The following is a 13,085-nucleotide window of genomic DNA, read 5'->3' as shown; positions in this document are numbered from 1 at the left end:
TTTTCTATATACTGTCGGCAATCGTAAATTTTTAGGTTTCCTTTCCATGTCCCACGAGCATTTTTCCGAAAAAGACTGGCGCCGCCTGCTGGTGAGCCTGGGTGAAGACCCGGACCGTCCAGGCCTGGTGGAGACGCCGGCGCGCGTGTCGAAGGCGTGGAAACACTGGACCTCGGGCTACGACCAGGATCCGGAGACCTTGTTGAAGGCCTTCGAGGACGGCGCCGAGCAGTACAACGAGCTGATCGTCGTGCGCAACATCCCGGTCTACAGCCACTGCGAGCATCACCTGGCGCCATTCTTCGGCAAGGCCACCATCGGCTATCTGCCGAACGGGAAGATCGTCGGCCTGTCCAAGCTGACCCGCCTGGTCGACTGCTTCGCCAAGCGCCTGCAGGTGCAGGAGCGCATGACGATCCAGATCGCCAACGCGCTGATGGAAGTGCTCGAGCCGAAGGCGGTCGGCGTGGTGGTCAAGTGCCGCCACCTGTGCATGGAAAGCCGCGGCATCCGCACGCCGGGCGAGGAAACCATCACCTCGGCGATGCTGGGCGAGCTGCAGCCGAACCTGGGCCTGCGCACCGAATTCCTGGCGCTGGCGCGCGACTGATGGCGGCCGCCGGCATCGCCTGGCAAGACAATCCGGAGGCGGCATTTGCCGAAGCGCGCGAGCGCGGCGTGCCGGTGCTGCTGTACTGGGGCGCCGTGTGGTGCCCGCCGTGCAACCGGATCAAATCGCTGGTGTTCGGCCGGCCCGATTTCATGGCCTTGTCCGAGTCCTTCGTCGCGCTGGCGATCGACGGCGACAGCCCCGGCGCCCAGCGCCTGGCCGAGCAGCTCAAGCTGCGCAGCTATCCGACGCTGGTGGTGGTGCGGCCCGACGGCGCCGAGATCACGCGCCTGCCGTGCGAGCTCGACGGCAAGCGCTTCGTCCACATCCTCGACGTCGCGATCAACGCGCGCTACACCGCCGGCGAATCGCTCAGCGTGGCGCTGTCGCGCGAGCGCGCGCTGTCGGACGACGAGTGGCGCCTGCTCAGTTTCTATTCGTGGGACACCGACGAGCGCCAGCTGCTCAAGAACCTCGACTTCGCGGCGATCGTCGCCAGCCTGACGCGCGCCTGCACCCTGCCGGAAGCGGCGATGCGGCTCGAGTGGCTGGGCCTGCACGCGGCGGCGATGGCCGGCGAAACCGGCGTCGACCAGGCGGCGGCGATCGCGCGCCTCGAGAACACGCTGAACGATCCGCACGTGGTGTGCCTGCAGCTCGACATCGTGATCGGTTACGCGCTCGACCTGGTGCGCTTCCTGACGGCGCCCGGCAGCGCGGCGCGGCTGGGGCTGATCGCCTCGTGGTCGCGCGCGCTGGAGACGCTGGAGCAGGACGACACGCTGAACCTGTGCGACCGGCTGGGCGCGCTGCGCACGCGGGTGCGGCTGACCCGGCTGGGCAGCGGCGACCCCGCGCTGGCGGTGGCGGCGCGCGGGCGCGTTGGCGCGGCGGTGGCCGCGGCCGACACGCCGGCGCTGCGCCACGCGGTGGTCAACGCCGGCGCCGGCATCCTGATCGATGCGGGGCTGGCGGACGAGGCGGGGGAATTATTGCAGGGCGAGCTGGCGCAATCGCATTCGCCGTTCTATTTCATGCACACGCTGGCGGCGATCGCCAAGCGCCGCGGCGACCCGGCGGGCGCGCTCGACTGGTATGAGCGGGCGTGGCAGGGCGCGACCGGCAGCGCGACGCGCCTCCAGTGGGGCACGACCTGGCTGCTGGCGCTGCTGGACCTGGCACCGGGCGACGGCGCGCGCATCGAACGCTGCGCGCAGGCGCTGGCGGCGGAATTCGATGCCACCGGCGACGCCGGCTGCCAGCGCAACCGGACGCAGGCGTCGCGCATTGCCAAGGCCTTGGCGGGTCGCGACGAGCTCGGCGAACAGCTGCTGGTGCTTCGCGATCTGGTCCTGCGCAGCTGACCGCGGACTGCGCGGCTGCGCAGATTTCAGGGAACCTGTTCCGATTCTCGCCCTCCAATGGTATTTGGGGGCGACGATGCCGAGGCCAGAATACCCCAGCGATATATCTCGCGATAAATTCGAATTGATCCGGCCGATGCTGGAAGCGGCGCGCCGCAAGACGCGTCCGCGCAAGCACGACCTGTACGACGTGTTCTGCGCGGTGCTGTACTTCCTCGACAGCGGGGTGGCGTGGCGCAGCCTGCCGCCGGAGTTTCCGCCGTGGCGCACGGTGCACGAATATTTCACGCAGTGGACGCTGGCGCGCGGCGAAGAGCGCAACCTGCTCGAACGCGCGCTGGAAGAGCTCGGCCGGGCCGAGACGCTGGACAAGTTGCGCAAGCGGGTCGGCGAATACCCCGCCGCCGCCTGAATCAACGCTTGTCGTACCAGCGAATGCTGGTACCCATGCCGAGTCGGCAAAGAGAGGCGCAACGTATTCTCTACCGCAGCATGGGTACCAGCCTTCGCTGGTACGACAATCTAAAGAATCAGCACCAGCGAGCCGATAAGCGGGTGGGCGAATACCTCGCCGCCGCTTGAATCAACGCTTGTCGTACCAGCGAATGCCGGTAGCCATGCTGAGTCGGCAAAGAGAGGCGCAACGGATTCTCTACCGCAGCATGGGTACCAGCCTTCGCTGGTACGACAATCTAAAGAATCAGCACCAGCGAGCCGATAAGCGGGTCGGCGAATACCCCGCCGCCGCTTGAATCAACGCTTGTCGTTACCAGCGAATGCTGGTACCCATGCCGAGTCGGCAAAGAGAGGCGCAACGGATTCTCTATCGCAGCATGGGTATCAGCCTTCGCTGGTACGACAATCTAAGGAATCAGCACCAGCGAGCCGATCAGCAGCGCCACGCTCAGCTTGGGTTCATCGCGCTTTCTCGAACACCAGTTTCTTGTCGGCGTTGAGCTTGAAGGCGCCCAGGCGTTCGCCCAGTTCGGCGGTGGTCGGCTCGGTCAGGCGCGTGCAGGACGCGGTCTCGATGCGCATCACCTGCTTGCCGATGCGCAGCGAATAGACGTTGTCGCCGGCGCTGTACAGCTCGACGTCGAGCTCGCCGACCGGGATGGTAGTCATCGGGAACATGCGCTGGCAGTCGGGCAGGTGGGTGGCAACCATGCGCACCTCGATGGCATCGTTCCAGAAATATTCCTGCTCCGCGCGCAGGGTGATCGCGTGGCTCGGGCCGTCGATCATGTAGCTGGTGTTTTGCTTCACGCAGCCGTCCAGCAGCAGGGGGGCAAGGAGGAGCAGATGGCGGCGTTTCATGGATGTCCCGTGGATGCGTTGTTGTTCATTTTTTCCTTGCGCAGTATATCAGCCACTACTTCCGCCAGTAGCGGTCCATCAGCGGCTTGACGCTGATGCCGTGCACCACGATCGACAGCGCCACCACGATGGCGGTGATGTCGATCATGTCGCGCGCCAGGCCGGCCGGCATGCCGTGGTTGATCGCGTACATCAGGTAGTACAGCGAGCCGATGCCGCGCACGCCGAACCAGCCGACGATCAGCTTGACGCGCGTCGAGGCGCCGCTGCCCGCCAGGCCCAGCATCACGCTGACCGGCCGCGCCACCACGAACAGGAACAGCGCCGTGCCCCAGGTGCGCCAGTTCCACGCCTGCAAGGTCAGCATGCCGCCCAGCAGCAGCACCAGCGTCAGCTCCGACAGGCGCTCGAGGTGCTCCTTGAACACCAGCGATTCGCCGCTGACGGTCAGCGGCGTGGTCTCCGGATCGGGCACCTGGTCGTTGGCCGGGTCGGCCTTCGGATCGTCCGGCACCAGCAGGCCCTGGCGGTTCTTGTGCGCGCCGGCCAGCACCAGTTCGGTGTGGCGAAGCGCCAGGCCGGCGAAGAACACGGCCAGGAATCCCCACGCGTGGAACAGCACCGAGATGCCGTAGACCACGCCGATCAGGCCGAGGCCGACCAGGTCGTCGAGCACCTCGTGCTTCGGCTCCTGGTTGCGCAGCGCCCAGCCGAGACGGCCCAGCGCGGCGCCGCACGCCATGCCGATCGCCACCGCGCCGAGCGTGGCCCAGATGACGTCGACCAGCGCCCAGCGCCAGGCGTAGTCGCCCAGCTCGTTGGCGCCCAGCAGGCCCAGGCCCAGCATCACGAACGGGAAGGCCGAGCCGTCGTTCATGCCCGCCTCGGAGGTGAGGGTGAAGCGCAGGGTGTCGTAGTCGCCGGCGTGGCGCACCTGGACGTCGGTGGCCAGCACCGGATCGGTCGGCGCCAGGATCGCGCCGAGCAGCACGCCGGCGCCGATGGGCAGGCCCAGCACGAAGTACGCGAAGGCGGCGACCAGGCCGACGGTGATCGACATCGACAGCCAGGCCAGGCGGATCGACGGCGACCAGCGCTTGAGGGTGATCGGCACCGGCATCTTGACGCCGGCCGAGAACAGCGAGATCAGCACGGCGATTTCGGTCGCCACTTCCAGGATGTGGGACTTGGCGACGGGATCGAAATGGAAGATGCCGAGCGCGAACGGGCCGAGGACGACTCCGACGACCAGGTAGGCGATGGCGGAGGTGATCGGCAGGCGCGCGATGGTGGTGGCGGCGAGGCCGCGGGCCAGCATCAGCAGGCCGATCAGCAGGAACCAGTGAATAGTCGTCATGCGCGCCCTTCAAGCGATTGCGAATGACGATTCTACAATTGATGCGCCGCATCATCCGCGCGCTTGAACCGCGCTGTGGAAATTACGAATGTCGTGGCTGCGAAGGCAGGCACCCATGCTGAGTGCGCTGTCCCCGCGATGCACGCTCAGCATGGGCGCCGGCCCGCGCAGGTGCGTCGGCGTAAAAAAGGGGTCAGGTTCGTCGAACCTGCCCCCGGGGTTGGACCGCGGCTTTCGCATCGGCCCTACTGTTTGCATTCTGCGGCGACAAGAACGGGGACTAGGCGTCCCCGTCGCTCGCGCAGGACCTGACCCCACCCCCTCACTTCGCGGAGGTGATGTATTTCAGGTAAGAACCCTGACCGTAGAAAATCGCGCTCTCGTCGACCAGCCCTTCGCGCTTGTAGATCTCGTGCACCTTCGGCAAGTTGCCGAACGAGACGCCCGGATGCATGTGGTGATACACGTGCAGCCCGAAGTTCAGGTCGGGGAACACCACCTTCTGCCACCAGTTCAGCTGCAGCAGCGGCGTGGTCGCGTGGATCGAGCCGTTCTCGATGTTGTACTCGTGCTCGGCCACGGCGACCCAGCGCAGCATCAGCTGGGTGACGGTCATGATCGGCAGCATCCAGTACAACAGGAACACTTTCCAGCCGCCGACCAGGGTCAGCGTCGTCGCCAGCGCCACGAAAAAGCCGATGCGCAGCCACTTCGGCGTCGGGTTGCGGCGGGTGAATTCGGTGGTCGCGTGGGCCTTCTTGCCGCGGATGACGCGCACAATGTTCAGGCCGCTCAGGTCGCGCAATGCGATGCCCAGCAGCTGGCGCCTGGTCATCGGGTAGGTCCACTCCGGGCCCGACTTGCGGATGAAGTCCGGATCGGCGTCGGTGAAGCAATATTTGTGGTGCGACAGGTGCACCTTGGCGTAGTCCTCGACGGTGGTGACGATCAGCGGATACACGGCCAGCACGTTGATCAGCCAATCGGCGTACTTGTTGCGCATGCCCAAGCGGTGCACCTGCTCGTGCAGCAGCAGCGCCAACGCCATCTGGCGGGTGCCGACCAGGAAGGCGCAGACCAGGCTGATGGCCAGGTTGTCGAAGTGGACGCCGATGGCGATCAGGCCAGCGATGGTGGCCCAAGTGAGTGCTAACTCCGCCGCAAAGCGAACAGGGCGGGCGCCCGACAACGCCATGATCTCGGCGCGGGCTTCGCGCGACAGGGCGGTGGCGTCGGCCAGCACGGCCGGGCGCAGGACGCCGGCGGTGGGCGCGGCCACCGCGTCGGCTGGGTAAGTCAAAACGGTGCTGTTCATATATTTCGGCCACGAGGGCAATCGATCGGATCAGGTGATGGTATGCGATAGGCATCCTGATCAAAACGAAGAGAAGAGCGGTTTTTACGACACATTCTTGAAGAATTGTTATCGTCAGCAGAAATGCGCACCGCGCCAGAGCCGCTTAATTGATGCGCAACGGGTGCTATGCGTCGGCTCCGCTCATGCTTCGATCTTGGCGCTAGCTCAATATCAGGTTGCCGCAATGGAATAGCGTAGACCTCTCATTCTGGAATCGATTCGAAGGAGGTCTGCAATGGCGACGTTCTACATGTACTTTAAAGAAAATATGGAAGGGTTGGGACTGCCGGCACCGGAAGGCCTGTTTGGCAGCCTTTCGGCGGCGGTCGGAAATGCAGCAGCGATTCTGAGCCAGATCGACAAGTTTGGAACCAAAGTCACCATCCGGGAGATCATCGGCGCGGGCACCAAATTGGAGGGGCTCGGCGTTGTCGGAGGATGCGCGGCGGCTTTCTACGTCGGCGCGGTGATCGGCAGCCTGGCTGTGGCAAGCGGGCGGTCCATGGCGGGAGGCACCTCGATTGCCGAGGTTATTTTCACCGCCAGAAGATACGAGCTAGACCGCAAATGGTTGCCGGGCACATTGCAGCGGCGTCCTGAGATGCATGGCAGAACACGCGTCGCCAGCACGAACATGCATGGTTCGCGATTGGCGGCATGAAGAACATCGCCACGCTGTTTTTCGTCGGCGGGCTGTTCGCCAGCCTGGGCTGGGCGTTCTGGCATTACCTCGGCAACGATGCATTCGCGGCGTTATCGACGATCACACTGGTGGTCTTATTGGTCGACAATGCGCGCCTGCGCCGGCGGCTGCGCGCGAAGAGGCCCGGCTAGAGTCGCACGAGGTCCGTAGCGCGGTCGCCAAGGCATAAGCAGGCATACAATGGTGCTTTTAGCTACGGGACCACCATGGCGCATATCCACCCGGCCGGCTGGCGCGAAATGTCCGTGACCGGCGCCGCCGCGCGCGAAATCGAAACCCTCGCCTGGCTCGACGCCGCGCTGTCCGATGCACCCTACAGCATCTACCACGGCGTCCACTGGACCAATGTCGAAAAGGGCTTCTCGGCCTACGGCGAGATCGACTTCATCGTGCTCGCGCCGAGCGGCCGGATCCTGCTGATCGAGCAGAAGGCCGGCTTCCTGACCGAGACGCCGGAAGGCCTGGTCAAGAGCTACCACGGCAAGCCGCGCAACGTGCGCACCGAAATCCTGCGCACCATCGACGGCCTGACGCGCCGCTTCGGCGACGAACTGTCGATCGACTACCTGCTGTACTGCCCCGACTACATCGTGCGCGACCCGCAGCTGGCCGGCATCGACCCGCGCCACATCATCGACGCCACCAGCAAGGACCGGCTGCCGCAAGTGATCCGCGAGACGCTGCCGGTCACCGAGCCGGGCGAGCAGTTCGAAAAAGTCGCGCGCTTCCTCGGCGACACCCTCAGCCTGCGGCCCGACCCCAGTGCCATGATCGGCTGCGCCACGCAGATGGTCACGCGCCTGTCCGGCGGGCTGGCGACGTGGGCGCGCCGGCTCGAGTTCGCGCCGTACCGCCTGCGCGTAGTCGGCACCGCCGGCAGCGGCAAGACCCAGCTGGCACTGGCCGAATACGGCGCCGCGATCGACGCCGGCCTGCGCCCGCTGTACGTCTGCTTCAACCGTCCGCTCGCCGACCACATCGACCGGCTGGTGCCGGACGGCGGACGCGTCGCCACCTTCCACATGCTGGGCGACGCCTTCATGCGCGCGCGCGGCATCACGCCCGATTACGGCTCGCCCGAGGTATGGCGCGAGATGGAAAGCGCGCTGGCGACGGCCGACCTGCCCGAGACGTGGAAGTACGACGTGCTGATCGTCGACGAAGGCCAGGATTTTTCGGTGGCGTGGCGCGACATCCTGCTGCGCATGCTGAAGGAGGGCGGGCGCGCGACGTGGCTGGAGGACCCGACGCAGAACTTGTACGGGCGCGAGATGGTGCCGCTGCCGGGATGGGTGACGCTGCATTCGAACGCCAACTACCGCAGCCCGCGCCAGATTGTCGAGATGCTCGCGTCGATCGGCGACGCGCGCGAACCGGTGGAAGCGGCCAGCCCGTTCGAAGGCGCCGACATCGAAGCGCTGGTATATGCCAACGGCGACACCGACGCCATGATCGCGCAAACCAAGCACGCCATCACCTTGTGTCTGGCCGCCGGCTTCGCGCGCAGCGACATTGCGATCGCCTCGTTCCGCGGGCGCGAGAAGTCCGCGATCCTGGGACTGGACACGCTGGGCGACGCGCACACGCTCAAGTCGTTCACGGGCGCGTACGACGTGTTCGGCAATCCCGTGTTCCGCGATGGGGGACTGCTGGCCGAGTCGGTGTACCGCTTCAAGGGCCAGTCGGCGCCGGCGGTGATCTTCACGGAGATCGACTTCGCCGAGATCGACGACCTGGTGTTCCGCAAGCTGTTCGTCGGCATGACGCGCGCGCGCCTGAAGCTGGTGCTGGTGATGAGCGACCGCGCCGCCGAACAACTACTGCGCCGGATCTAGCCGAAGCCGAGCGTCAGGTCCTGCGGAGCGACGGGGACGCCTAGCCCCTGCCGTTGTCGCCACCGCGAACTTCACCCGACTAGCACGCACCCCGGGGTCTGGTCCCGCGGACCTGACCCGATTTTCTGTGCACTGCAATCTATTACTGCAAATTTTATTTGCATTTCATGGTAAGTTGCCAAACCTTCATTGCAACGATGAAAGATATCGTAGAAGCTTGCACATTGAAGTGCGGCCGGTGCGAGCGCCGAATCAAATTCCGACAGGAGCCTTACCAATGGCAGCAGCAAACGAACAAACCGCAGTCGACCAGCAGCTGTCCGAGGCCGCCGCGGCTGTCGAGGCGGGCGACGGCGCCAAGGCGAAGCAGTTGCTGCAGGCGCTGGCCGAGCAGGGCAACGACATCGCCGCATACAACTTGGGCGTGCTGCACGAGGGCGCGGCGGGCGTCGCTGCCAACTTCGAAGAAGCGGTTCGCTGGTACAAGCAGGCGGCCGCAAGCGGCAACACCCTCGCGCAATACAACCTGAGCGTGATGTACGACCTCGGCCGCGGCGTCGCGCAGGATTACGCGCAAGCGCTGGAGTGGTTAGAGCGCGCGGCGGCCGCGGGACATGCGTCGGCGCAGACCAACCTAGGCGTCATGTACGACAACGGCCAGGGCGTGGAACAGGACGTGGTAAAAGCGGCCGAATGGTTCCAGCGCGCGGCGGCGCAGGGCAATGCTGTCGCCGAGTGCAACCTGGCGTCGATGTACTTCTATGGCGTGGGCGTCGAGCAGAACTTCGAGCAAGCGCTGACCTTGTATGCCTTGGCCGCTGAAAAGGGCAATCAGGTTGCAATCGACAAGATGAACGAAATCATCGCGGCGCTCGACGCCGAAAATAAGGCCTGATGCCGGCGGCACCTTAGGCGAAACCCCTGAACGAGCTTGACTCTGTCTTAGCCGGCATTTCACTCTTCTACTCATATTCCTGCGCCTCCGGCCAGCAGCGTCTTGAAACCCGCCGCCTCTTCCGCGCTGCTTGTGCCGTCGGTGTTGGGTCCGCCGTTGCCATTTATTTGCTGGCGCTGGCGGACTCGCTGTCAGTACTCTTAGTAGGCCGTTAGCCGCCCATCAGCAGTGGACCTCCGGTTCCTCCCCTTGCGCCCGCCGTCGCCGTGTCTACCCGCGACGGATCCCAATAAGTTCGGACCAGACCGCAGGAACCGAGCTGAGCGGAAAAGAACATCGAATCGGGAAAAGAGCGGTGTGTTGCACGCGAAATAATTTCCCATCAGAACGACAGCGGGCTATACTGAAATTTTGTCGTTCTGATATCTATGACGAATTTGCTACCCGACGGTCTCTACGACGAACTTCTTACCGAAGACTTAGCTCTAACCCTGGCACAGCAAATTTCGTTAGGCCACAGGACGCTTGGATCGCTTGAGGCAGCCGATGGCGCACGGCGGTTGGCAGACGCTCTGGCAGATCAACTCGCGAGCGTCCTTCAAGAGATTTCGCCGAAACAGTCTGACGAGACCGCTGAGCTGGACGGTAAACCCACTCGCCTTCAACTGCAGCTGGAATTCGTCAACGCGATGCTAGTCGATCTCAGAAGCCGTCTCGCGCGTCAATTTCCGACCTCGAATTTCGGCGAGAATGTGCGACTGCTTGCCAGTCCTCCTCAGCAACTCACTGCGATTCACCGCCAGCGCACGGCGCCGACCGTACCGGATACTGGGATTACGTCGCCGTGGCTGTTCACCGCGGCAAAAGCGTCGCCGGCACTGTTATCCGAATTGCGCCATGAGTTAGCGAGTAGCGACCGAGTAGATATACTCATGAGTTTCATCACGGTCTCAGGCATTCGCAAGATCCGCGACATTTTGCATAGCATTACCGCTGTGGACGGCGCCGGAAAATCCCGCGCACGCATGCGCATCCTTACGACTACTTATATCGGCGCTACCGAAGCCCAAGCCGTCGACGAGTTAGCGCGGCTGCCAAACTGCGAGGTGCGAATTTCGCTAGACGGACGGCGAACTCGTTTGCACGCGAAGGCTTGGATTTTTGAGCGTAACAGCGGCTTCGGCACCGCTTACGTTGGTAGCGCCAATTTGACGCAAGCTGCATTGGCGGGCGGGTTGGAATGGACGGTGAAGTTTGCCGAGCGCGGCCAGGGGCCGATGTTCCCGCAGGCTCAAGCCCATTTCGAGACGCTGTGGTACGACAAAGAGTTTGTGCTTTACGACCCAAGGAATCCGGAGCATCGGACGGCACTCGATGTAGCGATCGCCCAAGAAAAAGGTGGAGGAAAGTCGGAGCAGCCGGCGAACGTATTCAGTTTCTTCGACCTTCAACCCAAGAACTACCAGCTAGAAATGCTCGAGCAGTTGCAGACCGAGCGCGAGCACGGACGCATGCGCAATCTGGTGGTGGCGGCGACAGGCACTGGCAAGACTGTCGTTGCAGCGTTTGATTATTTGCGAATCTGCAAAAAATACGGTGGCAGACCGCGCTTGCTTTTTATTGCTCATCGCATCGAAATCCTGCAGCAAGCGATGAAGACCTATCGGGAAGTTCTTCGCGATGGAAGTTTCGGTCAGCTCCTTAGCGGCAATCACACACCGGATAGCCATGACCACTTGTTCGCGACCGTTGAGAGTGTTCACGGCAAGAACCTCCTTGGTCTACGGGGCGAATCGTATTGGCATACAGTCGTGTTTGATGAGTGTCACCGAATCGCCGCAAGCAGCTTTGACGCTATCGCGACTCGTATCAAACCGACCATCCTGATCGGACTCACCGCCACGCCGGAGCGAAGTGATGGCAGGCCAATTTCCACCTATTTCGACTCGCGTCCTGATGGAAGCCCGGCAGTAGAACTACGGCTTTGGCATGCACTCGATTTGCAACTGCTTGCGCCGTTTGAATACTTCGCATGTGATGACCCGACCAACCTTCGTGACATTCCATGGCGCCAGCCTGGCGAAGCGGCCATGCTCGACAACGTCATCGCCGGCAATGAAATCCGCGCGCGCCTCATCATCAACGAATGGGCCCGTCTCTGCGCGGATCCGCGTAAGGGGAAAGCGATTGCGTTCTGCGTGAGCGTGAGACATGCGGAATTCATGACGAAGCAATTCAACACCGCGGGCATACCCGCGCTGTGTGTGACAGGGCAATCGTCGTCAACCGAGCGGGAGTACGCGCCTGTAGCACTCGCGGCCGGCAAGGTCTGTGTGCTAGTCACGGTCGACCTGTTCAACGAGGGCGTTGATATTCCGACTGTCGATACGCTTCTTCTGTTGCGGCCAACCCAGAGTCCAGTATTGTTTCAACAGCAAATTGGGCGTGGATTGCGTCTGTCCTCTGGTAAGGAAAGCTGCTTGATTCTCGACTTCGTTGGTCAGTACTCAACCGAGTTCCGCTTTGATCATTTGCTCGGGCAGATGACCGGTCTAAATCGGCGCCAGTTGATCGATGGCGTGGAGAACGGATTCAATCAGCTGCCACCAGGTTGCCACATCCAGTTGCAACGGCAAAGCCGTGAGCAAATTTTGCACAACCTACGCACGCTGATTCAGCAAAATTGGTCGCGATTAACGCGTGAACTTCAGGCATACGTTAGCCTCAAAGGCCATCAAAATGTCAGCCTTGCCGAGTTCTTGCACGATCAAGCCCTGAGCGTTAAGGACATCTATCGAGCCAGTGGCAACAGTGGTTGGGCCGCCCTGCGGCGCGCCGCTGGACTGGCGGTACAAGATCTTGGTGCAGAAGAGGAGTATTTTGGCCGCCGATTTAGCGCGCTGCTGCACAGTAATGACCCGTCCCAAATATCCTTGATGGCCAGTATCGATGCCGAAATCGATGAGCTGGCGGTGGATGGCGAACTATCGTTGCGCCTGCAAATGTTAGCGTACCAAGTGGACGGAACAGCAAGTCGGGTTGGGGGCGGAAAAGCATTCGTGCAGCGCTTGCTGGCGAATCCGAACAGCGCGCGGGAGTTAGCAGAGTTGTCCAAAGTGTTGGATTCGAATGCTTTGCCTCACGCGGTCAAAATTATGGGCTTGGAGTTCGCACCGCTGTGCCTGCATGGGCATTATCGCCTGAACGAGATCCTCACTGCAGTGGGATTTCTAACCGCCACCGCACGTCCGCTTTTCAATACTGGTGTCTTGCGCCTTAAAGATCGCAAGATTGAATTGATGTTTGTGACGCTCGACAAGCGGAGCGGGTACCACGAATCGGTGGCCTATCATGACTACGCTGTTAGTCACGACCTGTTCCATTGGCAGTCCCAAAATAGCGCGGCACCGACAACGCCGATCGGGAAGCAATACCTCGAGAGTGTGGGCAGCAATGCGAACGGATGGTCCTATCAACTGTTTGTTCGCACCGATCCTGATAGTCCGTACCTCGCGTGCGGACCGACGATTTTTCAGGACAGTCACGGTGACCGGCCGATGAATATCACTTGGAAGCTTGTTGTGCCGCTGCCCGCTGCGGCGTTCAGCCAATTTAGTGTTTTGCGGATGGGGTAATGGCAAGAGGAT

10 protein-coding genes and 1 pseudogene are annotated in these 13,085 nt (G+C 62.7%); 8 read left to right on the top strand and 3 right to left on the bottom strand.

What is annotated here, in order from left to right; translation table 11 throughout:
* Nucleotides 1-46 precede the first annotated feature (46 nt).
* The 3 genes and pseudogenes from folE to AC1D02_RS20350 form a co-directional block, all read left to right on the top strand.
* Nucleotides 47-610 (top strand): GTP cyclohydrolase I FolE, encoded by a 564-nt coding sequence (gene folE / locus AC1D02_RS20360; RefSeq protein ID WP_477320268.1) that lies wholly within the window; start codon nucleotides 47-49, stop codon nucleotides 608-610.
* Nucleotides 610-1,974 (top strand): thioredoxin family protein, encoded by a 1,365-nt coding sequence (locus AC1D02_RS20355; RefSeq protein WP_477320266.1) that lies wholly within the window; start codon nucleotides 610-612, stop codon nucleotides 1,972-1,974. Before folE ends, AC1D02_RS20355 begins: the two co-directional genes overlap by 1 nt.
* 76 nt (nucleotides 1,975-2,050) lie before the next feature.
* A pseudogene (locus AC1D02_RS20350) lies at nucleotides 2,051-2,326 on the top strand (transposase); the annotation flags it as partial.
* A gap of 563 nt (nucleotides 2,327-2,889) precedes the next feature.
* On the opposite strand, the gene AC1D02_RS20345 reads toward AC1D02_RS20350, so the two are convergent.
* The 3 genes from AC1D02_RS20345 to AC1D02_RS20335 all read right to left on the bottom strand — a co-directional run bounded on the left by AC1D02_RS20345 (nucleotide 2,890) and on the right by AC1D02_RS20335 (nucleotide 5,963).
* On the bottom strand, nucleotides 2,890-3,291 hold the full coding sequence (locus tag AC1D02_RS20345) for a hypothetical protein (protein WP_477320264.1): 402 nt from the start codon (nucleotides 3,289-3,291) through the stop codon (nucleotides 2,890-2,892).
* A gap of 55 nt (nucleotides 3,292-3,346) precedes the next feature.
* Complete coding sequence (locus tag AC1D02_RS20340) at nucleotides 3,347-4,648, bottom strand: cation:proton antiporter (protein WP_477320262.1); 1,302 nt, start codon at nucleotides 4,646-4,648, stop codon at nucleotides 3,347-3,349.
* A gap of 322 nt (nucleotides 4,649-4,970) precedes the next feature.
* Nucleotides 4,971-5,963, bottom strand: a complete 993-nt coding sequence (locus tag AC1D02_RS20335) for a fatty acid desaturase family protein (RefSeq protein WP_477320260.1) — start codon at nucleotides 5,961-5,963, stop codon at nucleotides 4,971-4,973.
* Between the two features lie 277 nt (nucleotides 5,964-6,240).
* Between AC1D02_RS20335 and AC1D02_RS20330 the strand changes: the two genes are divergently transcribed.
* The 5 genes from AC1D02_RS20330 to AC1D02_RS20310 all read left to right on the top strand — a co-directional run bounded on the left by AC1D02_RS20330 (nucleotide 6,241) and on the right by AC1D02_RS20310 (nucleotide 13,073).
* Nucleotides 6,241-6,666 (top strand): hypothetical protein, encoded by a 426-nt coding sequence (locus AC1D02_RS20330; RefSeq protein ID WP_477320258.1) that lies wholly within the window; start codon nucleotides 6,241-6,243, stop codon nucleotides 6,664-6,666.
* The gene (locus tag AC1D02_RS20325) at nucleotides 6,663-6,839 is read left to right on the top strand and encodes a hypothetical protein (RefSeq protein ID WP_477320256.1); all 177 of its coding nucleotides are present in this window, start codon (nucleotides 6,663-6,665) and stop codon (nucleotides 6,837-6,839) included. The genes AC1D02_RS20330 and AC1D02_RS20325 overlap by 4 nt, the downstream gene beginning before the upstream one ends.
* Before the next feature lie 75 nt (nucleotides 6,840-6,914).
* The gene (locus AC1D02_RS20320) at nucleotides 6,915-8,543 is read left to right on the top strand and encodes an ATP-binding domain-containing protein (RefSeq protein ID WP_477320254.1); all 1,629 of its coding nucleotides are present in this window, start codon (nucleotides 6,915-6,917) and stop codon (nucleotides 8,541-8,543) included.
* Nucleotides 8,544-8,820: 277 nt separating this feature from the next.
* Complete coding sequence (locus AC1D02_RS20315) at nucleotides 8,821-9,438, top strand: tetratricopeptide repeat protein (RefSeq protein ID WP_477320252.1); 618 nt, start codon at nucleotides 8,821-8,823, stop codon at nucleotides 9,436-9,438.
* Between the two features lie 428 nt (nucleotides 9,439-9,866).
* On the top strand, nucleotides 9,867-13,073 hold the full coding sequence (locus AC1D02_RS20310) for a DUF3427 domain-containing protein (RefSeq protein WP_477320250.1): 3,207 nt from the start codon (nucleotides 9,867-9,869) through the stop codon (nucleotides 13,071-13,073).
* The last annotated feature ends 12 nt before the right edge of the window (nucleotides 13,074-13,085 follow it).

It is taken from the genome of Massilia sp. P1_C10, from assembly GCF_056406475.1.
Note: the sequence above shows the minus strand (reverse complement) of the source record. Positions and strands in the feature narration are given on the sequence as shown.

What these genes read in the sequence shown, in the direction of transcription:
- AC1D02_RS20355 (WP_477320266.1), top strand. Translation starts at nt 610, where the DNA reads ATGGCGGCCGCCGGCATCGCCTGGCAAGACAATCCGGAGGCGGCATTT.
- AC1D02_RS20315 (WP_477320252.1), top strand. Translation starts at nt 8,821, where the DNA reads ATGGCAGCAGCAAACGAACAAACCGCAGTCGACCAGCAGCTGTCCGAG.
- AC1D02_RS20320 (WP_477320254.1), top strand. Translation starts at nt 6,915, where the DNA reads ATGGCGCATATCCACCCGGCCGGCTGGCGCGAAATGTCCGTGACCGGC.
- AC1D02_RS20345 (WP_477320264.1), bottom strand. Translation starts at nt 3,291, where the DNA reads ATGAAACGCCGCCATCTGCTCCTCCTTGCCCCCCTGCTGCTGGACGGC.
- folE (WP_477320268.1), top strand. Translation starts at nt 47, where the DNA reads ATGTCCCACGAGCATTTTTCCGAAAAAGACTGGCGCCGCCTGCTGGTG.
- AC1D02_RS20335 (WP_477320260.1), bottom strand. Translation starts at nt 5,963, where the DNA reads ATGAACAGCACCGTTTTGACTTACCCAGCCGACGCGGTGGCCGCGCCC.
- AC1D02_RS20340 (WP_477320262.1), bottom strand. Translation starts at nt 4,648, where the DNA reads ATGACGACTATTCACTGGTTCCTGCTGATCGGCCTGCTGATGCTGGCC.
- AC1D02_RS20330 (WP_477320258.1), top strand. Translation starts at nt 6,241, where the DNA reads ATGGCGACGTTCTACATGTACTTTAAAGAAAATATGGAAGGGTTGGGA.
- AC1D02_RS20325 (WP_477320256.1), top strand. Translation starts at nt 6,663, where the DNA reads ATGAAGAACATCGCCACGCTGTTTTTCGTCGGCGGGCTGTTCGCCAGC.
- AC1D02_RS20310 (WP_477320250.1), top strand. Translation starts at nt 9,867, where the DNA reads ATGACGAATTTGCTACCCGACGGTCTCTACGACGAACTTCTTACCGAA.